At 57.1% G+C, this 21,985-nt stretch carries 23 protein-coding genes and 1 riboswitch; of the genes, 10 read left to right on the plus strand and 13 right to left on the minus strand.

Features of this window, described 5'->3' with window-relative positions; translation table 11 throughout:
* The first annotated feature begins 203 nt into the window (after positions 1–203).
* The 3 genes from narL to IDSA_RS09010 all read left to right on the plus strand — a co-directional run bounded on the left by narL (position 204) and on the right by IDSA_RS09010 (position 3,797).
* Positions 204–860 carry a two-component system response regulator NarL gene (gene narL, locus IDSA_RS09000; protein WP_034776118.1) on the plus strand — a complete coding sequence of 219 codons (657 nt, stop codon included), beginning with the start codon at positions 204–206 and terminating at the stop codon, positions 858–860.
* Positions 853–2,076 carry a molybdopterin molybdotransferase MoeA gene (gene moeA, locus IDSA_RS09005; protein WP_034776120.1) on the plus strand — a complete coding sequence of 408 codons (1,224 nt, stop codon included), beginning with the start codon at positions 853–855 and terminating at the stop codon, positions 2,074–2,076. Before narL ends, moeA begins: the two co-directional genes overlap by 8 nt.
* A 116-nt stretch (positions 2,077–2,192) precedes the next feature.
* Positions 2,193–3,797 carry a thiamine pyrophosphate-binding protein gene (locus IDSA_RS09010; protein ID WP_034776122.1) on the plus strand — a complete coding sequence of 535 codons (1,605 nt, stop codon included), beginning with the start codon at positions 2,193–2,195 and terminating at the stop codon, positions 3,795–3,797.
* Here IDSA_RS09010 and modC read toward each other — a convergent pair.
* The 9 genes from modC to moaA form a co-directional block, all read right to left on the minus strand.
* The gene (gene modC / locus IDSA_RS09015; RefSeq protein WP_051986202.1) at positions 3,789–4,856 is read right to left on the minus strand and encodes a molybdenum ABC transporter ATP-binding protein; all 1,068 of its coding nucleotides are present in this window, start codon (positions 4,854–4,856) and stop codon (positions 3,789–3,791) included. The genes IDSA_RS09010 and modC overlap by 9 nt on opposite strands.
* A 2-nt stretch (positions 4,857–4,858) precedes the next feature.
* Positions 4,859–5,557: a molybdate ABC transporter permease subunit gene (gene modB / locus IDSA_RS09020; RefSeq protein ID WP_034776124.1), complete on the minus strand. Its 699-nt coding sequence runs from the start codon at positions 5,555–5,557 to the stop codon at positions 4,859–4,861.
* Positions 5,544–6,338: a molybdate ABC transporter substrate-binding protein gene (modA, locus tag IDSA_RS09025; protein ID WP_051986203.1), complete on the minus strand. Its 795-nt coding sequence runs from the start codon at positions 6,336–6,338 to the stop codon at positions 5,544–5,546. Before modA ends, modB begins: the two co-directional genes overlap by 14 nt.
* A 4-nt stretch (positions 6,339–6,342) precedes the next feature.
* On the minus strand, positions 6,343–6,810 hold the full coding sequence (gene moaE, locus IDSA_RS09030) for a molybdopterin synthase catalytic subunit MoaE (RefSeq protein WP_034776126.1): 468 nt from the start codon (positions 6,808–6,810) through the stop codon (positions 6,343–6,345).
* 2 nt (positions 6,811–6,812) lie between these two features.
* On the minus strand, positions 6,813–7,061 hold the full coding sequence (moaD, locus tag IDSA_RS09035; RefSeq protein ID WP_034776127.1) for a molybdopterin converting factor subunit 1: 249 nt from the start codon (positions 7,059–7,061) through the stop codon (positions 6,813–6,815).
* Entirely contained in the window at positions 7,048–7,551 is a 504-nt protein-coding gene (gene moaC, locus IDSA_RS09040; protein ID WP_034776128.1) for a cyclic pyranopterin monophosphate synthase MoaC, read from the minus strand. Before moaC ends, moaD begins: the two co-directional genes overlap by 14 nt.
* Positions 7,548–8,102, minus strand: coding sequence for a molybdenum cofactor synthesis domain-containing protein (locus IDSA_RS09045; protein ID WP_034776129.1), 555 nt, complete (start codon positions 8,100–8,102; stop codon positions 7,548–7,550). The genes moaC and IDSA_RS09045 overlap by 4 nt, the downstream gene beginning before the upstream one ends.
* Entirely contained in the window at positions 8,099–8,677 is a 579-nt protein-coding gene (gene mobA, locus IDSA_RS09050; RefSeq protein WP_034776130.1) for a molybdenum cofactor guanylyltransferase, read from the minus strand. The genes IDSA_RS09045 and mobA overlap by 4 nt, the downstream gene beginning before the upstream one ends.
* A gap of 2 nt (positions 8,678–8,679) precedes the next feature.
* Entirely contained in the window at positions 8,680–9,651 is a 972-nt protein-coding gene (gene moaA, locus IDSA_RS09055; RefSeq protein ID WP_034776131.1) for a GTP 3',8-cyclase MoaA, read from the minus strand.
* A riboswitch (molybdenum cofactor riboswitch) is annotated at positions 9,641–9,784 on the minus strand. (Overlaps the previous gene by 11 nt.)
* A 168-nt stretch (positions 9,785–9,952) precedes the next feature.
* Between moaA and trhP the strand changes: the two genes are divergently transcribed.
* Together trhP and IDSA_RS09065 are read left to right on the plus strand one after the other, a co-directional pair.
* Entirely contained in the window at positions 9,953–11,266 is a 1,314-nt protein-coding gene (gene trhP / locus IDSA_RS09060) for a prephenate-dependent tRNA uridine(34) hydroxylase TrhP (RefSeq protein ID WP_034776132.1), read from the plus strand.
* Positions 11,266–11,466 carry a YfhL family 4Fe-4S dicluster ferredoxin gene (locus IDSA_RS09065; protein ID WP_034776133.1) on the plus strand — a complete coding sequence of 67 codons (201 nt, stop codon included), beginning with the start codon at positions 11,266–11,268 and terminating at the stop codon, positions 11,464–11,466. The genes trhP and IDSA_RS09065 overlap by 1 nt, the downstream gene beginning before the upstream one ends.
* A 5-nt stretch (positions 11,467–11,471) precedes the next feature.
* Here IDSA_RS09065 and IDSA_RS09070 read toward each other — a convergent pair whose 3' ends face one another.
* Positions 11,472–12,314 carry a LysR family transcriptional regulator gene (locus IDSA_RS09070; RefSeq protein WP_034776135.1) on the minus strand — a complete coding sequence of 281 codons (843 nt, stop codon included), beginning with the start codon at positions 12,312–12,314 and terminating at the stop codon, positions 11,472–11,474.
* Positions 12,315–12,423: 109 nt separating this feature from the next.
* Here IDSA_RS09070 and IDSA_RS09075 point away from each other — a divergent pair, with 109 nt between their 5' ends.
* Genes IDSA_RS09075 through IDSA_RS09090 form a run of 4 tightly spaced genes read left to right on the plus strand, consistent with a single transcriptional unit; the run spans position 12,424 to position 17,254 of the window.
* A complete protein-coding gene (locus tag IDSA_RS09075) occupies positions 12,424–13,602 on the plus strand; it encodes an acyl-CoA dehydrogenase (protein WP_034776136.1) in 1,179 nt (392 codons plus the stop codon).
* Between the two features lie 18 nt (positions 13,603–13,620).
* Entirely contained in the window at positions 13,621–15,819 is a 2,199-nt protein-coding gene (locus IDSA_RS09080) for a dehydrogenase E1 component subunit alpha/beta (protein WP_034776138.1), read from the plus strand.
* Positions 15,816–16,874, plus strand: coding sequence for a malonyl CoA-ACP transacylase (locus IDSA_RS09085; protein ID WP_034776140.1), 1,059 nt, complete (start codon positions 15,816–15,818; stop codon positions 16,872–16,874). The genes IDSA_RS09080 and IDSA_RS09085 overlap by 4 nt, the downstream gene beginning before the upstream one ends.
* Entirely contained in the window at positions 16,871–17,254 is a 384-nt protein-coding gene (locus tag IDSA_RS09090; RefSeq protein ID WP_034776142.1) for a diacylglycerol kinase, read from the plus strand. Before IDSA_RS09085 ends, IDSA_RS09090 begins: the two co-directional genes overlap by 4 nt.
* Here the strand turns inward: IDSA_RS09090 and IDSA_RS09095 are convergent.
* Together IDSA_RS09095 and IDSA_RS09100 are read right to left on the minus strand one after the other, a co-directional pair.
* Positions 17,251–18,216, minus strand: a complete 966-nt coding sequence (locus IDSA_RS09095) for a Vgb family protein (RefSeq protein ID WP_034776144.1) — start codon at positions 18,214–18,216, stop codon at positions 17,251–17,253. The two genes, IDSA_RS09090 and IDSA_RS09095, sit on opposite strands and share 4 nt — an antisense overlap.
* 11 nt (positions 18,217–18,227) lie before the next feature.
* Positions 18,228–19,343 (minus strand): transporter substrate-binding domain-containing protein, encoded by a 1,116-nt coding sequence (locus IDSA_RS09100; RefSeq protein ID WP_051986204.1) that lies wholly within the window; start codon positions 19,341–19,343, stop codon positions 18,228–18,230.
* Positions 19,344–19,420: 77 nt separating this feature from the next.
* On the opposite strand from IDSA_RS09100, the gene IDSA_RS09105 reads away from it, so the two are divergent.
* Positions 19,421–20,041, plus strand: coding sequence for a LysE family translocator (locus IDSA_RS09105; protein WP_034776146.1), 621 nt, complete (start codon positions 19,421–19,423; stop codon positions 20,039–20,041).
* 3 nt (positions 20,042–20,044) lie between these two features.
* Here IDSA_RS09105 and recQ read toward each other — a convergent pair whose 3' ends face one another.
* Positions 20,045–21,862 (minus strand): DNA helicase RecQ, encoded by a 1,818-nt coding sequence (gene recQ / locus IDSA_RS09110; RefSeq protein WP_034776147.1) that lies wholly within the window; start codon positions 21,860–21,862, stop codon positions 20,045–20,047.
* Positions 21,863–21,985: the final 123 nt, after the last annotated feature.

Here is a 21,985-nt window from a genome sequence, read left to right on the forward strand (position 1 = left end):
CAAGCCAACGGAAGAGTTAAGAAAGCGGGTATTAAGTGGCAGCCGGGCTACCCACAAATGGGTATTAATTTATTTATGTGATTGTTTATTATGCGCTTTTATTTTTACGCTTGATCGCCCCCTTCAGGTAACCGGCGGATCCACAAATGCGTGACCACACATTTTGTGCAAAAATAGGACACAGAAATCAAAGGAGAACAGTTATGTCCCATGCACCTTCCAGCATTATGCTTGTCGATGACCATCCGCTATTGCGTAAAGGTCTCAAGCAGCTTATCTCGTTAGAAGATGGGCTTGAAGTGGTCGCCGAATGCAGTAACGGCAAAGATGCGATCGGTAAAGCGGTCGAACTGGATCCTGATTTAATTATTCTTGATCTCAATATGCAGGGAATGGATGGTCTTGAGACCCTCAAGCGCATGCGCGATGAAGGCGTGACCTCACGGATCGTCATGCTGACGGTATCGGATGCTGATGAAGATGTGGTGGCAGCGATTACCAATGGTGCTGATGGCTACTTACTGAAGGACACGGATCCGGAACTGCTGCTTGAGCAAATTCAGCGGGCAATCGAAGGCAAAATGGTACTGAGCGAAGTCATCACCGAAGTGCTGGCTACTGCGTTGCGCCGTCCGTCCCGCCAGGAGCCGGCCAAGCTCGATAGCCTGACCAATCGTGAGCATGAAATCCTGAGCCTGATTGCCAAAGGAATGAGCAATAAGGTCATCGCCCGCGAACTGGATATCTCAGATGGCACCGTCAAAGTTCACGTGAAGCATTTGCTCAAAAAACTGGGCTTACGTTCACGGGTTGAAGCCGCGGTCTGGATGGTCAACAAACAAGGTGGCAGCAATGTCTGATCAGGCTCGCTGGCTGAGTCTGCCAGACGCTCTTGAAGCCATTAGAAAGACCGTATCCCCCCACACAGATCAGGTGACAGTCCCACTCATACACGCCTTGGATAAGGTCGCCGCGCAACAGATCGCGGCGCCGCTGGATGTGCCGGGCTACGATAACTCAGCGATGGACGGTTACGCCGTAATCGCCGCTGACGCGAACACGGGCAGCACACTGGAAATCATTGGTGAAGCCCTCGCCGGTCATCCTTTTGCTGGCGAGATCAAAGCTGGCAGCTGCGTTCGTATTATGACCGGCGCCATGCTCCCTGCTGGCGCTGATGCCGTCATCATGCAGGAACAAACCAGTAGCAGCGGCCAAAGCATTGTTTGCGGATCCCCCCTGATCGAAGGCGACAATATCCGCCTGGCTGGCAGCGACCTGACCGCCGGTGAAACCATTATCCATGCCGGGCAGCGTCTACGCCCGGTCGATATCGGTTTGCTGGCGTCGATGGGGATTGCCGAAGTAATGGTCAACAAACCCCTTACAGTGGCCACATTTTCCACCGGTGATGAGCTGGTGCCTCCGGGTCAGCCGCTGCAGAGCGGACAAATTTATGACAGCAACCGCTACACTATTCAGGCCATGCTCTCGCGCCTGGACATTGACGTGGTTGACCTGGGACTCGTCAGAGATGACCCTGATGCCATCGCCGCAACCTTTAAAAAAGCGATGGAACAGGCCGACGTGATTATTACCAGCGCCGGGGTTTCCGTTGGCGATGCTGACTACACCAAAGAAGTCATGGAACAACTCGGCGAGATTAATTTCTGGAAGATTGCCATGAAGCCTGGCAAGCCATTCGCTTTTGGCAAGCTCGGTAACTGCTGGTTCTGCGGCCTGCCCGGTAATCCGGTGGCAGCAGTGGTGACCCTTAACCAGATTGTACAGCCATTGCTGCGCTATCTGGCCGGTGAGAACTGGCCTGAACCGACCGTGTACCGTGCTGTTGCCAGCAAGCCGATGCGTAAAAAACCTGGCCGGGCCGACTTTCAGCGCGGCTGGCTGGAACAACTCGGTGAACGGCTGGAAGCCAGCCCGGTGGGTTCGCAAAGTTCAGGGGTCTTGAGTTCGGTTGCCAACGCAAACTGCTTTATTCTGTTAGAGCAGGATCGCGGCAATGTCGAAGCTGGTGAAATCGTTACCGTACTGCCTTTCGATCGGCTGCTGCAATAGCACTGACACCATTATTCATGCAGTAACTCCGGCGCCCTTGATCGCCGTCAATGTCTCTGCCCGGCTGACAGCACACACTGGTGTGCAAACCAGTCAGCCGGGCAGGAAAAGCCACTATGAAATTTGTCGACCAGTTACTCAGTGAATTGCAGCAGTTTGGCGTTCAGCAACTCTTCGGCATCCCCGGCGACTTCGTTTTGCCTTTGTTCCAGCAACTGCAGCAGCGCGATGCGCTACCGCTTTATTGCCTCAGCCATGAGCCCTCAGCGGCATTTGCCGCCGATGCCGCCGCGCGGATCACCAATCGCCCTGCCGCTGTCATTCTTACTTATGGCGCCGGCGCATTAAATGCTGTGAACGCTGTGGCCCAAGCTTATGTGGAGCATGTACCGCTCATTGTTATTGCCGGCTTCCCCGCCGCCCACGAACTGAGCCGCGGCCTGCAGATCCACCACCAGGCGCGCAATCCGGACTCGCAGCGGGCGGTCTATCAGGAAGTCACTGCCTGCCAGGTGCGACTCGATAATCCGCAAACCGCGCCGGCGGACTTGCGTCGCGCGCTAAGTCAGTGCGTGCAACAGTCGCGCCCGGTACTTATTGAAATTCCCCGCGATGCCGTGCAGTTTTCGGTCGCACCATTACCGCGCTACACGCCACCGTCCATGCCTGCCGCCGAGCTGACCGGACTCTGTGAATGGCTTGGCCGCCGGCTGCGACAAGCCCAGCGCCCCGTTATCCTGTCCGGCATTGATGTACGGCGTTTTAACGCCCGCCAGAGCGTCGAAGATCTGTCGCTGAAGCTCGGCATTCCGCTAATCAGCACATTTTTAGGGCGGGCCTGTATTGACCAGCAACATCCCCAGTATGCCGGGATATTTCTCGACGGCAGTGACAGCCGCCCCCGGCAGCTGCTTGCTGACGCTGATTTGATCCTGCAGATCGGCGTCATTCATACCGACAGTAACTTTGCCGCCCACCAGGATTTGTTCCCCGCCGACAAAGTGATTAACCTGCAGCAACAGCACAGCTGTGTTGATGGCCAGCATTTTCACCAAGTGGATTTACCGGCTGTGCTGAATGCGTTGCTAACTGACGATCTACCGCCAGTACAACAGCCCCCGCTGGCCGCTCCACATGCACCGGCTAAAAGTAATGGCTTCAACGCCACCAGTGTGGTCGAAACCATCGACTCTCTGTTAATGCAACAGTCGGAACTGGTGCCGGTGATCAGTGATATCGGCGACTGCCTGTTTGCCTCACTGCACGCGAAGCCAAGCCAGTTGCTGGCGCCCTCTTACTACGCATCAATGGGCTATAGCGTGCCGGCAGCGATCGGCCTGCAGGCGGCGACCGGGCAGCGGCCTTTAGTGTTGGTTGGTGACGGTGCTTTTCTGATGACCGGGCTGGAGCTCGGGCACTGCCAGCGCTATGGCTTTAACCCGGTAATTGTTCTGTTTAATAATCAGAAATGGGACATGATTAACGCCTTTGCCCCGGACCTCAACTGCACCGATCTGGTTCACTGGGATTATCAACAGCTCGCCCGGGGAATGGGCGCGGCAGCGGTGCGTGTGCGCACCACTGCTGAGCTGGAGGTTGCGTTTACCGCCGCCTGGACCGACCCGGCGCAGGTTCATCTGATTGAAGTCTGGCTGGCGGATTCACCGCGTACTCAGCGCCTGCAGGGCTTTGCCGATAATTTTCTGAGCGCCTCAGTGTAGCGCCACCGCTTTCACCACAGCGTATACCCGATCGCCCGGTGCTAAGTGCAAACGATTCCATGAACTATGAGTGATAAGCGCCAGCAGGTGTTGCCCTTCAACATCAAGCTCCACCAGGCACTCCGCCGGGTGGGCGGCGGGATGCTGAGCCACTATAGTGGCGGGCAATTGATTCGCCGCTGAACTATGTGCTTGCTGCGCTTTACTAAGACTGACATCACGCGCCAGCACACGCATACGCAACCGCGCTTCGGACTGATTCGCTGCCCGCCCGGCCGGGGCCGGCACCGATAACCGGTACGCGCCTAGTTCGACACCAATATGATGAGGCTCCGATGATGCTTTCGCTACGCCCTCAAGTACGCTCATGCCGCCGGTAAAAAGCAGCGGCGGTTGCCTGAGCTGCTCAGTAAGCGGGCCAGCAGAGGTGACCCGGCCTTGTTCAAGCTGCAGCAGGTGATCAGCGATCTGCACCACGTCATCCAGATCATGGCTAACCCAGATCACAGGCACACCATACTGGCCAGCGAAGTATCGCAGATACTGGAGCAAAGGCCCGCGGGCCTGCTGGTCCAGACCGCTCAGCGGTTCATCAAGAAGCAACAGATGCGACTGGCTGAGCAACGCCCTGGCCAACGCCACCCGCTGTTGCTGGCCACCAGATAACTCGGTGACCTGGCGAGCCGTAAAGGCGTCCAGCCCCAGTTCCGTAATCACTTCTTCGGGTTCAACATAGCGCTCAGCGGCCGGCACGCGCCGGTAACCGAACAGAATGTTATCCATAACCGAGAGGTGCGGTAGCAGGCTAGGGAGCTGCAGCATCAGCCCGATCCGGCGCTGTTCTGGCCGGCGCCACTGCTTTCCGGCCTGCCAGATTTCCCTGCCAAACCGGACGTCCGCAGCACGGCGTCGGTCCAGGCCGGCAATAATCGACAGCAGTGAGCTTTTGCCACAGCCTGAAGGGCCGAAGAGCGCGGTGATCCCGTGGGCCGGAACCTGCTGCTCGAGTTGCAGCGAAAAATAACCTGTCTGCGGCGCTACTTTGATATGCAGGTTCATTGTTACTGCTCCGCCTGCTGGTGGTGCCGCTGCCGGACGGGCCCGCGATAATTAAAACCGTAGACAACGAGCAGTACTGCCAGTGCAAACACCAGCAGCCCCAGCGACAACCGCTGAGCGGCGCCATAATTCAGCGCTTCGGTATGGTCATAGATAAGCACCGACAGCACCTGGGTTTCTCCGGGAATACTGCCCCCGACCATCAGAATGACGCCAAACTCGCCCAGAGTATGGGCAAAGGTCAGGGTCGCGGCGACGATAAAGCCGCCCTTACAAAGCGGCAGCACCACCGAGCGAAAACGATCCCAGCTTCCGGCCCCCAGGCTGGCGGCGATTTGCAGCGGCCGCACACCCATGGTGCGAAACGATTCCGCCAGGGGCTGCACCGCAAAAGGTAGGGAGTAGAGCACACTGCCAATCAGGATACCGGTAAAACTGAAGGCGAGATGACGAAAACCGAGCGCCTCGAGCGTGCCACCGATAGCGCCTTGTGGGCCCAGTAACAGTAGCAGGTAAAAGCCCAGTACCGTAGGCGGCAGCACCAGCGGTAAAGCCACCAGCGCCTGCACCGGAGTACGCCAGCGGCTGCGGCTGAAGGCCAGCCACCAGGCCAGTGGGGTCGCCAGTACCAGCAGGATCACTGTGGTTGCCAGCCCCAGTTGCAGGGTCAGCCAGACGGCTTGCCAGTCATTCGGCGACATGGAATGGCTCCAGGCTTTGGGTCAACGGCAGGTAGCCAAACCCGGCAAAGAGATCGCGGGCTTCGCGTTGCTGCAGGTAAGCCAGAAAAAGTTGTGCGCTGGGATGATCGGCACCCTGCCGTGTCAGCATCAGCGTTTGCGTAAGCGGCTGATACCAGTCGGGGTTAATTTCAGTATAACTGGTACCCCGCAATGCCGTGCCGCGCACTACGGATAGGGCAATCAGGCCAACCTCGGCGGCGCCGCTTTGCACCATCTGGGTAGCGTGACCAACATTTTCACCGAATACCAGCCGCTGCTGAAGCTGATCATCTGCCAGCCTGCCGAGCACCTCCATTGCCGCCTGACCATAGGGGGCATGGCGGGGCTGAGCAATCGCAATATGCCGGATAGCAGCGCTGCTTAAGTCTTCCGGCTTCAGGCCGGGATGCGCCGGATGCCATAACACCAGCCGACCCTCAGCCCATGCCACCGGCGGCGCGCCTGCCAGCCCGGCGGCAGCGACCCGGTCGCTATAGTCAGCATGGGCAGAAAAAAAGATGTCATAGGGGGCGCCGTGCATGATCTGGCTGGCCAGCTTGCCTGACGAACCGTAAACCATGCGCACAGGATGCTCAGGGTGATCCCGCTCGAACTGCTGCACCAGCGCGTTCATGCTATCGCGCAATGACGAAGCGGCAGCCAGGGTCAGCGGCGCGGCCTTTACCGATAGCACACCAAACCAGGCAACTGATAGCCAGCAAAGCATCCACAAACAGGGTGTCAGCGGGCGTTTCGACATGGTGTCAGCCCTCTGCTTCCGAAGTATGCCAGCGGGCGGCGGCCAGTTGATCTTTGGTTTTGGCGTCGACCCAGTAGCTGCCAGCGGTAGTATGCTCCTGCTTCCAGAAAGGAGCGCGGGTTTTCAGATAATCCATAATGAATTCTGCGGCCATAAAAGCTGCCTGCCGGTGGGCAGCGGCTACACCGACAAAAACGATCTGGTCGTTTAAGCCCAGACTGCCGACCCGGTGAATGACGGTGATAGAACCAAGCTCCCAGCGCTGCGCGGCTTGCTGGCAAATGTCAGTCAGTGCGCTTTCGGTCATACCCGGGTAATGTTCCAGCGTCATCCCGGTCAGGTTTCCCTGCACCAGTTCCCGCACTAATCCGGTAAAGGTGACCACGGCGCCACAGGCAGGGTTATCCCGCAGGCGCTGGTATTCCTCGCTCAGTTCGAAATCAGTGGTTTGCACCTGGATCCGCGGTTGCATCATCAGCCTCCGGTTACCGGCGGAAAAAACGCCACTTCATCACCCGCCTGCAGCGGCATATCGCTTGCGGCAAGTTGCTGGTTGACGGCACAGAGCACATCGTTGTGCGACAGTTCGCGTTGCCACTTCGGTGAACGCGCTGCAAGTACCTGTTTTAGTTCACTGACGCGGCTGATGCCGGTTGCATCCACCGTCAGGCTGGCGCACTCCAGTCGCTCCCGTAGCGCTGCAAATAGTTTAACTGTCAGCATGATTCTGCTCCCGTTGCCAGTGACCTCGTTTGCCACCGGTTTTTTCCTGTAACTGGATGCCATTTATCTGTAACGACGGGTCAACGGCTTTACACATATCGTGAATGGTCAGCGCCGCCACCGATGCGGCCGTAAGCGCTTCCATTTCCACGCCGGTCTGGCCCTGTACCGCACAGCTGGCGGTGATTTCAATCTGTCCATTTTCCCGGTCGAGCTGAAAACTGACCGACACTCTGGTCAGCGCCAGCGGATGGCACAAGGGGATGAGATCGCTGGTGCGCTTGGCCGCCATGATTCCCGCCACCCGCGCTACCGCCAGCACATCGCCTTTTTTCAGGCCATTTTCTTCAATCAGCTGAATCACATCAGACCGCGTCTGCACTGTGGCAACGGCGATAGCTTGTCGCTGGCCCGGCACTTTGCCGGAGATATCAACCATATGCGCCGCACCCTGAGCGTCCACATGGGTAAAACTCTTGCTGTCCGTCATAATGTTGACTCTCCGCAGCTGAGGTCGGCGCCATTTTTCACATGGGCGACAAAATTACAGGGCCCCTGCCGTGAATCCAGCTGGGGTTTTATCAGTTGGTTCCAGGCCAGCGCCGCTGCACCGCCGGAGCCTGGCATGGCGAAAATAAGGGTGCCGTTGGCAATACCGGCCAGCGCCCGAGACTGTATTGCGGAAGACCCGATATCCGCCAGACTCAGTTGCCGGAACAGTTCACCAAAGCCCTCCACCGGCCGATCAAACAGCGGGCTGATAGCCTCGGGAACACTATTATTCGCGGCGAATCCGGTGCCGCCGTTTAACAGCACAACCTGGGTGACTGAGTCAGCAATCCAGGCCGATAACTGCGCGCGGATGGTATAGGTATTGGTTGCCAGGATGCGCCTTTCGCTCAGCTTGTGCCCGGCCGCAGTCAGTTGCTGGCAGAGCCAGTCACCGGTGCTGTCGCTGGCGCTGGTGTGGCGATCCGAGACGGTTGCCACGGCAATGGATAAAGGCTGAAAGGCCCGATCTGGTTTGGTTTTTACTGTCATGACGATAACCTGTCTGGCTGAGCCCGCTGCAGCAGCGCCTGCTGCCACTGCTGCGGGGTATTGGTGTTGACGAGCTGCAGCGCATCACTGGCAGGTAACGCGCTGGCGTTCAGATAGTGCAAAAGGCCCCGCACTGAAAAGTCTCCTTTATCCGACTCCAGTTGTGCCGTCAGGTAGTCCTTTAACTGCGCTGAATTGGGAAGTACACAGGGTAAAGGCGATTCGCCGAAGTACCAGGCCGTCGGTGATTCTGCAGCGGCGGCGAGCAGCTGACACAACATCCGCGGCTGCAATAACGGCATATCTACGGGCACCACCAGTAACTGTGGCGTTGTGCAGTAAGGCAGTACCGCAGCAAGCCCGGCTAAAGGACCCTTGCCCGGATAGCTGTCGGTGATAAAACCGGGCTGGTTGCGACTGATAAGGATCTCTGACACACCGGCCTGTGCGAGCAGCGACTGCATATGCTCCAGTAAGGTGCGACCGGCCAGCGGCAGCAAGGCTTTATCGCGGCCCATGCGGCGGGACTGGCCACCAGCCAGAATCACCCCTGTGCAATGAGTAAAAACGGCCATAGTCAGCCTCCGATCATCGCCAGATGACGGGTTGAGCCGCTCTGCTCGTTGTGCAGAAAGTGGTGTGCTTTCTTGGTTTTAACAAAGCCCTGCAGGGCCTGCATCAACCGCTCGGGATCATCACTTTGCAGATAGCGCCGCATGTCCTGATGGTGCTCGGTGAACAAACACAAAAACAACTGGCCGAGGCTGGATACCCGCAGGCGGTTGCAGTCATCACAAAAATCCGGGCTATAAGGCATAATAAGCCCCATGCGGCCGGCAAAGTCAGCGTGACTGAATTCCTGAGCAGGCCCGGCGCTGCGGGGCTTTTCCCGCTGCACCCAGCCATCTGCCAGCAACTGCTGCTTAATGTCGTTGCCGCTGACGTGATTGCGTTGGTAATACTGCACGTTGTCGCCGGTGCGCATCAGCTCAATGAAGCGCAACGCCAGGTTACGTTCACGCACATAGTCGAGAAACTCCGGCAGTGCTTTGCCGTTATAGTTTTTCAGTAATACGGTATTTACTTTGACGCTCGGAATGCCAAGATCTAACGCCTGATCGATGCCTTCAAGAATATAAGGCAGACGATTCTGCCCGGTGATCAGGTGAAAGGTGGCCGGGTCGAGGCTATCGACGCTGACGTTAATGGCATCCAGCCCGGCGTCTTTCCAGGCGGGCAAATCGCGCTGCAGGCGGTAGCCGTTGGTGGTAATCGCGACCTTCTCAATACCGGGAACCGCTTTGCAGGTCGCGATAATATCGAGCAGATCTTTACGCAGACAGGGTTCACCGCCGGTGATACGGATTTTGGTGGTGCCGAGCAAAGCGAAGGCTGTCACCAGCCGACGGATTTCCGGTAGCGACAATTCCGGCGTGCGTGAACTGCAGTCCGGCCCGTCAGGCAGGCAATAGTTGCAACGGAAGTTGCAGTTTTCTGTTACCGACAACCGCAGGTAAGTAAAGCGGCGGGCAAAACGGTCCATAAGCATAAGCGACACCTTTCCAGATAACGGGAGGTAACGCCGTTTCCAGCGTAACCCCGGTGGTCAGTAAGACCACGGCACACTGGTCGTGTCCGGCAAGCGGATTTAGACACAGCGGCTCGGCGTGTGATGGCGCTATACTACTGACTGCCGCCCGCTTTTGTTATTGCCATGAAGGGAGGGTACAGACTACCCACAAAGGAATAGCGCGGGGTCCGGCAAGCATAGCTTTTGTTGATCTGGATCAGGGTTATCCGGCGGCGGATCCATAGAATAAGCAGCCATTTCTGATCTGCTGACTCAATTCATGAACACACCTGAACTGCTTTCTCCTGCCGGTAGCCTGAAAGCCATGCGGCTGGCCTTCGCCTACGGTGCCGATGCTGTCTACGCCGGCCAGCCCCGTTACAGCCTGCGGGTGCGCAACAACGAATTCGATTTAGCCAACCTGGCTATTGGCATCGCCGAAGCGCACGCCGCCGGCAAAAAGTTTTATGTGGTGGTCAATATCGCCCCGCATAATGCCAAGCTCACCCACTTCGTCAGAGACATGGAACCTGTCATCGCGTTACAGCCGGATGCGCTTATTGTGTCGGATCCGGGCATTGTCATGTTGTTGCGCCTGCACTATCCCCAGCAACCACTGCATTTGTCGGTACAGGCCAATACCGTGAACTGGGCCGCTGTGCAGTTCTGGCAGCAGCAGGGGATCGAGCGGGTTATCCTGTCGCGCGAGCTGGAAGTGCGGGAGATTGCTGAAATCCGGGCCCAATGCCCGGACATGGAGATCGAAGTGTTTGTGCATGGCGCGCTCTGTATGGCTTATTCGGGTCGCTGCCTGCTGTCCGGCTACATCAATAAGCGGGATCCGAATCAGGGTGCCTGCACCAACTCCTGTCGCTGGCCTTATCAGGTGCACGATGCCGAAGAAGATGACGTCGGGCAGTTCCGTCCTCACCCCACACCAAAATTGCTGGAAGAACCCATGCGACCCGGCGAGTTGATGCTGATGGACGAAGATATCCATGGCACCTACATTATGAATTCAAAGGATCTGCGGGGCATAGAGCATGTTGAGGCGCTCACCAGCATGGGTGTGCACTCACTGAAAATCGAAGGCCGCACCAAGTCGCCTTATTACGTGGCGCGCACTGCTCAGGTCTACCGACAGGCTATTGACGATGCTGCCGCTGGCCGGCCCTTTGATCCCCAGCTACTGACTGATCTGGAGGGTATGGCCAACCGCGGCTTTACCGAAGGGTTTTTACGTCGCCATGTGCCGTCGGATCTGCAGAACTATCAGACCAGCCATAGCCAGGGCAATCAGCAACTGGTGGGTGAAGTGATTGGTATACAGGGTAAGCGCGCCCGCATCGAGGTAAAAAATGCCTTTAACCGGCATGATCAGCTACTGCTGATGAAGCCATCCGGCAACCTGAACTTTACCTTGCAGAACTTGACCGACAAAGATGGCCAGGCCATCGGCCGGGCGCCGGGCTCTGGCCACCAGGTGGTTATTGAGTTGCCGGAAACCCTGAGCGAAGCTGAGGCGGCACTGGCGATGCTGATCAAGATTCATGTTGCGCCAGCCCCGGCTATCACCATTAAGGACGTCAGCTGATGCCCGTGGTGATTGCCAGCGACTGCATTAACTGCGACATGTGTGTGCCTGAGTGCCCCAATGATGCCATTAGCATGGGCGCCGGACACTATGAGGTCGCCAGTGACCGCTGCACCGAATGTATCGGCTTTTATGCTGAGCCGGCCTGCATCAAGGTCTGCCCGATCGACTGTATGACGATGATACCTGCTGAAGACTAACCCCGTTAGCTATCTGCGGTTTGCTGGCAGACGGTTTTCAGCCAGGTCAGCGGTTCATGTTCGCCGCGACTGCGCGGGTAGGCCAGCCCGATAGTACGCTGCAGGCTGAAGCCGTTAACGGGGCGTAATTGCACATCCTGACGTTGCCGCAGGCTCTCAAATTCCGGCACCAGGGCACAGCCAACGCCGGCCGATACCAGCCCCAGCGCGTATTCGATGGTGTGGATATCCGCCCGGATATCAGGCTGAATACCATGCCGGATGAGTTCCGGATAGAACTGGCTCCAGGCTTCACAAGGGGTGCGTTTGATCAGGGCCAGGCGATCAAAGTCGGCGACGCTGATCTGTTCTTTGAGTGCCAGTGGATGGCCAGTTGGCAGCGCCAGCTGAAAATTATCCGTCCAGATTGGCAGGAACTGCTCGCCGGCCTTGAGCAATTTCGGCGTGATAATACGGGCATCGGCGGCGTCTTCGGGTTCAACCAGATGCAACTCGAGGCCTTCAACACCGGTACTGAAGTCACGCAGTAACTGGCTCATCCGTTCGACGCCGAGGGCCCGGATCAACCCCAGCCGGAACTGCACGCGCTTTACACTTTGGCCAAATGAGGCCTTTAATGACTGCATCTGGCTCAGCAGGCGTCCGGCATGACCGTATAAGCGGTCACCGTCATCCGTGGGCGTTACCCCACGCGACTGGCGCAAGAACAAGGTGGTGCCCAGCTCTTCTTCGAGTTGTTGCAGCGCTTTCGAGAGGCTGGGCTGAGCAACGGCGCAGGTACGCGCGGCGGCGCTGATACTGCCTTGCTCATAGGTAGCGACAAAATAGGTGAGTTGACGTAAATCCATAGTTTTAAACTATATCTAATCTAGTTTTTATATTATTTAACTTTACGCAATTTCAGAGTAGTCTGCTACTCATAAAGTAACCAATGACCATTACTAACGAGGCTTTTCCATGGCACGTCCTTCATTTGACTGGCAAGACCCATTCCTGTTCAGCAACATGCTTACCGAAGAAGAGCGGATGATTCGCGACACCGCCCACCAGTATTGTCAGGAAAAGCTCATGCCGCGGGTGCTGATGGCAAACCGTGAAGAGCGCTTTGACCGGGAAATTATGACCGAACTCGGTGCGCTTGGTCTGTTAGGCGCAACACTGCCGGAAAAATACGGCTGTGCCGAAGTCAATTATGTGTGTTACGGCCTGGTGGCGCGCGAAGTCGAGCGCGTTGACAGCGGTTATCGCAGCGCCATGAGCGTGCAGTCCTCGCTGGTGATGCACCCAATCTATGAATATGGCAGCGAAGAGCAACGGCAGAAGTACCTGCCCAAACTGGCCACCGGCGAGTGGGTTGGCTGCTTTGGCCTGACTGAGCCCGACGCTGGCTCGGATCCCGGTTCGATGCGCACCACCGCGCGCAAAATCGACGGCGGTTACGTGCTTAAAGGCAATAAGATGTGGATCACCAACTCGCCCATCGCCGATGTGTTTGTAGTATGGGGCAAGCTGGATGGCGAGATCCGCGGCTTCATTCTGGACAAAGGCATGAAAGGTCTGTCGGCGCCGAAAATTGAAGGCAAATTCTCGTTGCGCGCATCGGTGACCGGCGAAATCGTCATGGACAATGTCGAAGTGCCTGAATCTGCGTTACTGCCGAATGTCAGCGGCTTAAAGGGGCCTTTCGGCTGTCTCAATAAAGCCCGTTACGGCATTGCCTGGGGTTCACTGGGCGCGGCGGAGTTCTGTTGGCACGCGGCGCGCCAGTACACCCTGGATCGCGAGCAGTTCAACCGCCCGCTGGCCGCCAACCAGCTGATCCAGAAAAAGCTTGCTGATATGCAGACCGAGATCACTATCAGCCTGCTCAGTTGCCTGCAGGCCGGACGCCTGATGGACAGCGGCGAGTTAGCGCCGGAGACTATTTCACTTATTAAGCGTAACTCCTGTGGCAAGGCGCTCGATATTGCCCGCGTCGCCCGCGATATGCACGGCGGCAACGGTATCGCCGATGAGTACCACGTGATTCGTCATGTCATGAACCTCGAGGCGGTCAATACCTATGAGGGAACACATGATGTGCACGCGTTAATTCTGGGGCGCGCCCAAACCGGCCTGCAAGCATTCAGCATCTGATCAGCTAAGGAATTCGATATGGCAGCGTCCATGCATCCCTGGCTGACGGAGTTTGTGCAGCGTCTGCAACAGCAGAATCTGCCACAGGCCCATGCCGCCGGAGCCGTACTCACAGATAGTGAGCTCTTTGAGCTGTTTGAATCGCAGTTAGCCAGCCGCCTGCTGGATCTGCAGTCGCGACTGATGCAGGCCGCCGGCCAGAGCTTTTATACCATCGGCAGCGCCGGCCACGAAGGCAATGCCGCTGTCGCCAAAGCACTGCGGGTAACCGACCCGGCCTTCCTGCACTACCGCAGCGGCGCTTTCTTCATTCAGCGCGCGAAACAACTGCCGGGTACCACGCCACTTTATGACATGCTGCTAAGTTTTGCGGCTTCCAGCGATGACCCGATCTCCGGAGGCCGGCATAAAGTGCTCGGTAGCCTGGCACTGAATGTGCCGCCGCAAACCAGCACCATTGCCTCACATATTCCCAAAGCCATGGGTACCGCCTTTGCCATTGGCTTGTCCCAGCGGCTTGAGCATCAGGGCCGCTGGCCGCGCGACGCCATCGCCATGTGTAGCTTCGGCGATGCGTCGGCGAACCATTCCACCGCGCTGGGGGCCATTAACTCGGCCAGCTGGGCGGCCTATCAGCAGATTCCTATGCCGCTGCTACTAGTCTGTGAAGACAATGGCCTGGGTATCTCAACCCATACGCCTAACGGCTGGATCCAGCAACAACTGAGCCAGCGGCCGGCACTCAAGTATTTCCGCGCCGATGGCAGCAACCTCGCTGAAACCTATCTGGTGGCCCGTGAAGCTGCCGATTACGTGCGCCATAAACGTAAGCCGGCGGTGCTGCATTTGCGCACCGTGCGGCTATTTGGCCACGCCGGTGCCGATGCCGAAAGCGCCTATCGCAGCAAGCAGGAAATCGCCCGTGATGCCGAACGCGACCCGCTTCTGCACAGCGCTGCGGCCCTCATTAGCCGGGGTTTATTTGACCATGAACAACTTGCTGACTATGTCGTTCAGCAACAACAACGCATCGCCCGCGTCGCACAGCAGGCCAGTCAGCAACCCAAGCTGGAGTCCGCTGCAGCTATCATGAAGGCGATAGTGCCGCCGACGCGCCAGCTGCCCTTGCCAGAGCTGCCCGGTGCCGAGCAGCGCCGTACCCTGTTCAACTTCGATAAACATAATCTTGGCAAGCGCCAGCACCTGGCGAAGTTGATCAACTGGGCCTTACATGACCTGATGGCTCAGCACCGCAGCCTGGTGCTCTGTGGCGAAGACATCGCCAAAAAGGGTGGCGTGTATCATGTCACCCAGCATCTGATGGAGGCCTTCGGCCCCAACCGGGTACTGAATACGGTACTCGACGAACAAAGCATTCTGGGCCTGGCCATAGGGATGGCGCAGCAAGGCTTTATTGCCATGCCGGAGATCCAGTTCCTGGCCTATGTGCATAACGCTGAGGATCAGATCCGCGGCGAAGCCGCCACCCTGTCGTTTTTCTCCAATGGTCAGTACAGCAACCCGATGGTGATCCGCATCGCAGGTCTGGCTTACCAGAAAGGCTTCGGTGGCCACTTCCACAACGACAACTCCTTTGCGGTGTTCCGGGACATCCCCGGGATTATCCTGCTGTGCCCCTCTAACGGCCATGACGGCGCTTTGTTGATGCGTCAGGCCACTGAGCTGGCTGCCCGCGAGCAGCGCGTGGTGGTGATGCTGGAGCCGATTGCGCTGTACATGACCCGTGACCTGCACAAAGAAGGCGATGGCGGCTGGCTATGTGATTATCCGGATCCGGATCAGCCCTTACCGGCCCTGGGCGAACCGGCGGTATTCGGTAGTGGCGATGAGCTGGCTATTATTTCTTATGGTAATGGCTATTATCTGAGCCGTCAGGCGGAAGCAAAGCTCGCCGCTGCCGGCCATAAGATTCGCGTACTCGACTTACGCTGTCTGGTACCGCTACACACCGACAAGATCATCGCGGCGCTGGGCAACTGTAAAAAGGTACTGATTGTGGATGAATGCCGGCGTCGCGGCAGCCTCAGTGAAGAGTTATTCACAGCCCTGCACGAAACCCGTCCGGGCCACTATCAGGTCAGCCGTCTCAACGCTGAGGACAGCTTTATTCCGCTTGGCAAAGCGGCTTATGCCGTGTTGCCGTCGGTGGATCAGATCCAGGCACAGGCAGAACAACTGCTGGGGGCGCACTCATGAAAAAAACCGCATTAGTCGTCTGCCCGGGGCGTGGCACCTACAATAAGCCGGAACTCGGCTCAATTTCGTCGAAAATCGCCGAAGATGGGGCAAAAGTTCGCGATATTATCCATCAAATCGACGCTGTTCGTGCTGAACTGGACTGCCCCACGGTAACTGAACTTGATCAGATGGACCTTTACAAGAGTCGTGTCCATCAAAGCCCCGACAATGCTGCCGCACTGATTTATGCGGCCGGCTACACCGACTTTCTGGCGATCAACCGGGATGAATACGACGTTGTTGCCATTACCGGTAACTCGATGGGCTGGTATACCGCTATGGCTTGCGCGGGCTGTTGGTCCGTCGACACCAGTACCCGCCTGGTCACCAATATGGCGCAACTGACCGCCGGCGGCGCAGGCGCGCAATTTATCTATCCGCTGGTTGATGGCAACTGGCAACCCAGCGCCGAATACCGTGCCCGCGTTGCTGAGCAGCTGGCTGCCCATCAGGGCGACCTGATGATGTCGATTAATTATGGGGGCTATGCCGTACTGGCCGGCACCACCGCCGCCTGCGAAGCCGCCATTGCCGCATTACCCATGGTTGATGAGCGCTTTCCGCTGCTGTTACCCGGTCATGCCGCCTTCCATACGTCGTTGATGAGTGAGGCCTCGGAGGCGGCGCTGGAGCGCTGGCCGCCGGTGTTGTTTAAAGCGCCGCATACACCGCTGGTCGATGGCCGCGGCCACTGCTGGTCAGGTCATATCGCATCGGCAGAAGCGCTGCATGGCTACACGCTGGGACATCAGGTAACGCAAACCTACGACTTTACCCGCGCCATTCAGGTGGCAGTGAAGGAGTATGCGCCCGACCATATTATTCTGCTCGGCCCGGGCAGCGGTCTGGGTGGTGCGGTGGCGCAGGCATTGATTCAGTGCAACTGGCAGGGGCTGGACAGCAAAGAAAGCTTTAGCGCACGGCAGCAACGACCACACCCTTATGTGCTGAGCATGGGCCTGCCGGAGCAGCGGGCGCTGGTGACTGGTCATGGCTCTGAGAACAATAAATGAAACCTAAACAACAAGGCCTGATGCGGATTGTCGGTGCTGCGGTAAATTCAGCACGCGGCATGCGCGCCGCCTGGCAGTCCGAAGCCGCCGTGCGACAAGATGTATTGTTGCTGGTGGTGTTGCTGCCGCTGGCTATTCTCGCCCCGGTTTCACCGGTTGAACGGGCATTGATGATTTTCAGCCTGCTCCTGCTGCTCATCGTCGAGTTGATTAATTCAGCGATTGAAGCGGCCATTGACCGCATTGGCGCCGAACTTCACGAGCTCAGCGGCAAAGCCAAAGATATTGCCTCTGCCGCTGTCACCTTCGCGCTCATTAATATCGCCGTCACCTGGCTGATTATTCTCTGGCCCTGGTTCGACAAACTACTTACCAGCTAATAGCTAATTACCGCCTGACCTATGGTATTGGCGTCAGTGCCAAACCAGATACTGCCTGTATCGTCGTGGAACACCATATGGCGGATGGTTCCACCACCGCTGGGCACATCGGCGGGCGTGGTAAAGGTTTCGGTTTCCGTGTTGAAGCCGACAATGCGATTCGGTTGCAGGCCGGTTTCGGCAAACCAGACATAGCCATTATCGTCGGACGCCATCCCATAAGGATAGGACTGACTACCGCCCGGCATCTGCCATTCATCAACCGCGCCGGTATCCGGATTATAACGACCCAGATAGCCGCCTACGTAATCGACATACCAGATCAGATTGTCGCCGGTAGTAGCGATGCGTCGCGGCCGGTTATTGTTTTCACGGGGTAGCTCAATTTCTTTCAGCTCGCCCTGCTCGTTCACCGTGATCAACTTGTTGCTGTTAAACAGCGTAGCCCAAGGCTTGTCGTCCACCACGATTAAGCCGTACGGGCGGGCATTTTTTGTGGGCACGTCATGCAAGGTAATTTCTTTGGTTTCAGCATCAAAAAAACCAATTTTATTGGCACCCTGCGCCGTGAACCAGATGTCGCCATCGCTGGTAAAGGCCTGGGTATGCACATCACGGCGGCCGTCGCCCGGCAGTTCGTACTGCGTGATGCTGTGATCCTCATGGTCAATTTTCCCTATGTGGGCGGCTTTATTCCCGGCGTACCAGGCACCGCGCTCATCCACGATAATATTGTGCGGCCCGGCACCATCGGGTAGGTCAATGCGCTCAAACTCGCCGGTCTGCGGATTCAGAATAGCCGCGTAGTCGGCCTTCTGGCCCACAAACCAGACTTCCTCGTTGCTTACCACATAAGGATCGCGCGGCCGGCTGTCGGGCCAGGGAACTTGCCACTCGTTGATGTCAACAGTGGCGGGTGCCGCTTCACCGCTTAACATCAATGCAAAAGCTAAACTAATCATTGGTTTTCTCCTTACAGGGAATCTCCCAGATAATCGCTGACCAGTTCGCGCCACTCGGCGGTGCGGGTATGGCGTAACAGGGCCAGATTGATCTGCTCACGTCGCGCGTCACCTTGCTGCAGCACAATCGCGTAGTCCTGCGGAGCAAACGTGGCGGGGAGCGTAGTCAGTTCGAAATCCTGCTGGCGCAGCAAATACTTCATCAGTGGCGCATCGTATACCGCGGCATCGGCCTCGCCGTTGTCAACGCTGGCCAGCGCGGCTTCCAGATTGTCATACTTCTGATAGCCAATGTTGCGACGCTCAAGCCAGGCGGCACTATAGGAGCCCGGTACGCTGCTGACACGTACATTGACCAGATCATCCTGACTTTCGACCTGGCTGGCCAGCTGGCCGACCGTGAGCGATGACGCTATCGATGCGGTAAAGCTCGAAATAATAATCACGCTAGTAAACATCCAGATAAAAGCGACCACGCGTCCAGGCAGGGTGCGCGGCGACTTATCGCCATAACCCACGGTGGTCATGGTAACGGCGGCCCACCAGAAGCCGGCACCCACACCGCGACTGGCGTAAGGACTGAATTCGTCCTGGTTGTGACGCCGCTCGAATAGCCACAGCGCCCAACCGGCAAGCAACAGAATGGCAAACAGCGCCAGCAGCACACTCATAAACTCAACACTGATAAAGCGTTGCGCCACGTACCACCATGAATTTCCGGTCTTGTCGGGTATCGCGATGCCAAGCCCCGCATTATAGAAAGGCTGGCTGAAATCGATTTGGCTTTCGCGATCGGCGGTTACCGAAATAGCACCCAGGCCGATATCAAAGCGCTGCTGCTCAACCCCATCGAGCAGTTCCGTCAGGCCGGTTTCCCGGTACTCGTAATCATAGCCGTTCTGCTCGGCAATGCGCTCCCACAGGCGAATCGTCAGGCCGTTGTACTCGCCCTGTTCGTTTTTTATCACAAAAGGGGGGCTGACCCGCACCGCAACCTGCAGCGGTTCGCTGGGCTGTGCCTGGTATTTTGCTTGGGATTCTGCCTGAGGCTGCTCCTGACCGGCAGCGGGGCTAAGCGTGATCAACAGGGCAACCATTAATCCAGGGGCCGAGGTCCATAGCTTCATAATATCTCCTTCGTATTGCCTGGCATCTGCGAACTCTTTAGTATCTACAATATAGACCCTTATACAGTGAACAGATCATGGAAATTTTTATTGCCGTTCTTTTCTTCGCCTTTTCCACCACCATCACGCCGGGTCCGAATAACGTGATGATCATGTCATCCGGCATGAACTATGGGGTGCGCGCCAGCTTGCCGCACTTTTTGGGCATTTGCCTGGGCTTCCCGCTGATGGTGTTACTGGTTGGCTTTGGGTTTGGCGTGGTGTTTGAGCGTTTTCCTAATCTGCATCAGCTGATTAAGATTCTGGGCGTGATCTATCTGTTCTGGCTGGCGTGGCGCATTGCCACCGCCGAACCCTCGCCAATTATAAAAACCGAACGTAAGCCGTTCAGCTTCTGGCAGGCAGCATTGTTTCAGTGGGTGAATGCGAAGGCCTGGGTGATGGCATCCGGTGCGGTGGCCGCATTTACTACGGTGGATGGCAATCTGGTGATGGAAGTACTGGCCATTACCGCAGCCTTCCTGCTGATGGCCTTCCCCTGTGTTGGGGTCTGGCTGGTATTTGGATCGCTGCTGCGCAAAGTGCTGAAAACCGCCACCATGCGCCGTATTTTCAATATTACCATGGCACTGATTCTGGTGGCCTCACTAATTCCTGTGTTGCTGGAGCTGTGGCAGTACTACCTGGCTGCCGGCTAACAGTCAGAAGCTCAGTAGCGGCTCATCGTCGGCATCCAGATAGGCGGTAATGGCGGACAGAAACTCGGTACCATAGCGTTCGAGTTTCTTCTGGCCCACGCCGGTAATCTCCAGCAGGGCGGTTTTATCCGTGGGATAATGCACCGCCATTTCCACCAGGGTGGTGTCGTTAAATACCACAAACGGCGGCACTTCCTCCGCATCGGCAATGGCTTTGCGCAACGCCCGCAGGCGCCGGAACAGCACCTTATCGTAGTCGCCCCGATCAGCAACGCGCGGCTTACTGACCACCAGATTGATACGGGGTTCAGCCAGTTGCAGCGCCACCTCACCTTTGAGTACCTGGCGCGCCGCCTGAGTCAGCTGTAATACGCCGTACTGCTGAATATTCTGAACTACCAGACCACGATGGATCAGCTGGCGAGTCACCGCCAGCCAGTACTCATGACTTTGCTCGGCGCCGATACCATAGGTCGACAGCTGCTGATGGCCCAGTTCGGTGAGGCGCTGGGATTTGCTACCGCGCAGCACATCAATCACATGGTTCATGCCGAACCGCTGTTCCACCCGATAGATGCACGAGAGCACTTTCTGCGCGTCGACGGTACCATCGTACTGGCGTGGCGGATCCAGGCAAATATCACAGTTGCCACAGGCATTATCGCGATATTCATTAAAATAGTTCAGCAGCATCAGCCGGCGGCAGGTCTGCCCCTCACCCAGTGACTGCATAGCGGCGAATTTGTGCTGTTCCACCCGGCGGCGATCTTCATCGGCCTGCTCATTAATAATGCTGCGGATCCAGGCGGCATCAGAGGGGTCATAAAGCAGCAGCGCTTCGGCAGGCAGCCCATCCCGGCCGGCCCGGCCGGTTTCCTGGTAATAGGCTTCAACGCTGCGCGGCACATCAAAATGCACCACAAAGCGCACGTTTGGCTTATTAATACCCATACCAAAGGCCACCGTAGCCACCACCACATCAATATCATCGCGAACAAATCCGCGCAGCACCTGTTCGCGGATCTTATGGTCCAGGCCAGCGTGATAAGCGGCGGCTTTAATACCATCCTGATGCAGCTTTTCAGCCAGGTCTTCAACTTTCTTGCGGCTGCCGCAATAAACAATACCCGAGGCGCCACGCTGCCGCGCAATATAGTCACGCACCTGTTTCTGGGGTTTGTATTTGTCTTCGACCACATAACGGATATTAGGGCGATCGAACGAGCCTTTATAAATAACCGGATCGTGCAGATGCAGCCGGCTGGCGATATCGGCCTGGGTGGCAGCATCGGCGGTTGCGGTAAGGGCCATAAAAGGCACTTGCGGCAGCATCTCGCGCAAACTACCGAGTTGCCCGTATTCAGGCCGGAAGTCATGTCCCCACTGCGAAATACAGTGGGCTTCATCAATGGCGATGAGCTGTACCGGCCATTGCTGTAGCTGCCGGGTAAAATACGGTTGCAGGGCGCGTTCCGGGCTCACATAAAGTAAGCGGATGGCGTTTTCCTGTAATTGCTGGCTGATGGCGGCAGCTTCTTCGCTGCTCATGCCGTTGTGCAAGGCAGCAGCGGCCACCCCCATAGCCTGCAAGGCTTCAACCTGATCCTGCATCAGCGAGATCAGCGGTGAGATCACCACCGTCAGGCCATCGCTTTGGATCGCCGGCAGCTGATAGCACAGCGACTTACCGCCGCCGGTAGGCATCAGCACCAGCGCGTCACGGCCCGCTGCGACAGCGTCTATTACCTGCTGCTGGCCCTCACGGAATCCCGTGTAACCAAATACTTCGGCAAGGACTTTTGACAGGGGGTGTGAAGGCAAAACAGATACTCCGATTGACGGCGGTCATTGATTGGCTCTATTGTATGCATCCCTCGCCCTGAGCACCACCGTAACCGGACTATTTACGTAATATTCCGTCACCGGCTGCGCAGGTATCATACA

The organism is Pseudidiomarina salinarum, assembly GCF_000753715.1.
GTDB classification, from domain to species: Bacteria; Pseudomonadota; Gammaproteobacteria; order Enterobacterales; family Alteromonadaceae; genus Pseudidiomarina; species Pseudidiomarina salinarum.

Excerpts from the sequence above, each read along its gene's own strand:
- narL (WP_034776118.1), top strand. The coding sequence starts at position 204 with ATGTCCCATGCACCTTCCAGCATTATGCTTGTCGATGACCATCCGCTA.
- moeA (WP_034776120.1), top strand. The coding sequence starts at position 853 with ATGTCTGATCAGGCTCGCTGGCTGAGTCTGCCAGACGCTCTTGAAGCC.
- IDSA_RS09010 (WP_034776122.1), top strand. The coding sequence starts at position 2,193 with ATGAAATTTGTCGACCAGTTACTCAGTGAATTGCAGCAGTTTGGCGTT.
- modC (WP_051986202.1), bottom strand. The coding sequence starts at position 4,856 with ATGAACCTGCATATCAAAGTAGCGCCGCAGACAGGTTATTTTTCGCTG.
- modB (WP_034776124.1), bottom strand. The coding sequence starts at position 5,557 with ATGTCGCCGAATGACTGGCAAGCCGTCTGGCTGACCCTGCAACTGGGG.
- modA (WP_051986203.1), bottom strand. The coding sequence starts at position 6,338 with ATGTCGAAACGCCCGCTGACACCCTGTTTGTGGATGCTTTGCTGGCTA.
- moaE (WP_034776126.1), bottom strand. The coding sequence starts at position 6,810 with ATGCAACCGCGGATCCAGGTGCAAACCACTGATTTCGAACTGAGCGAG.
- moaD (WP_034776127.1), bottom strand. The coding sequence starts at position 7,061 with ATGCTGACAGTTAAACTATTTGCAGCGCTACGGGAGCGACTGGAGTGC.
- moaC (WP_034776128.1), bottom strand. The coding sequence starts at position 7,551 with ATGACGGACAGCAAGAGTTTTACCCATGTGGACGCTCAGGGTGCGGCG.
- IDSA_RS09045 (WP_034776129.1), bottom strand. The coding sequence starts at position 8,102 with ATGACAGTAAAAACCAAACCAGATCGGGCCTTTCAGCCTTTATCCATT.
- mobA (WP_034776130.1), bottom strand. The coding sequence starts at position 8,677 with ATGGCCGTTTTTACTCATTGCACAGGGGTGATTCTGGCTGGTGGCCAG.
- moaA (WP_034776131.1), bottom strand. The coding sequence starts at position 9,651 with ATGCTTATGGACCGTTTTGCCCGCCGCTTTACTTACCTGCGGTTGTCG.
- trhP (WP_034776132.1), top strand. The coding sequence starts at position 9,953 with ATGAACACACCTGAACTGCTTTCTCCTGCCGGTAGCCTGAAAGCCATG.
- IDSA_RS09065 (WP_034776133.1), top strand. The coding sequence starts at position 11,266 with ATGCCCGTGGTGATTGCCAGCGACTGCATTAACTGCGACATGTGTGTG.
- IDSA_RS09070 (WP_034776135.1), bottom strand. The coding sequence starts at position 12,314 with ATGGATTTACGTCAACTCACCTATTTTGTCGCTACCTATGAGCAAGGC.
- IDSA_RS09075 (WP_034776136.1), top strand. The coding sequence starts at position 12,424 with ATGGCACGTCCTTCATTTGACTGGCAAGACCCATTCCTGTTCAGCAAC.
- IDSA_RS09080 (WP_034776138.1), top strand. The coding sequence starts at position 13,621 with ATGGCAGCGTCCATGCATCCCTGGCTGACGGAGTTTGTGCAGCGTCTG.
- IDSA_RS09085 (WP_034776140.1), top strand. The coding sequence starts at position 15,816 with ATGAAAAAAACCGCATTAGTCGTCTGCCCGGGGCGTGGCACCTACAAT.
- IDSA_RS09090 (WP_034776142.1), top strand. The coding sequence starts at position 16,871 with ATGAAACCTAAACAACAAGGCCTGATGCGGATTGTCGGTGCTGCGGTA.
- IDSA_RS09095 (WP_034776144.1), bottom strand. The coding sequence starts at position 18,216 with ATGATTAGTTTAGCTTTTGCATTGATGTTAAGCGGTGAAGCGGCACCC.
- IDSA_RS09100 (WP_051986204.1), bottom strand. The coding sequence starts at position 19,343 with ATGAAGCTATGGACCTCGGCCCCTGGATTAATGGTTGCCCTGTTGATC.
- IDSA_RS09105 (WP_034776146.1), top strand. The coding sequence starts at position 19,421 with ATGGAAATTTTTATTGCCGTTCTTTTCTTCGCCTTTTCCACCACCATC.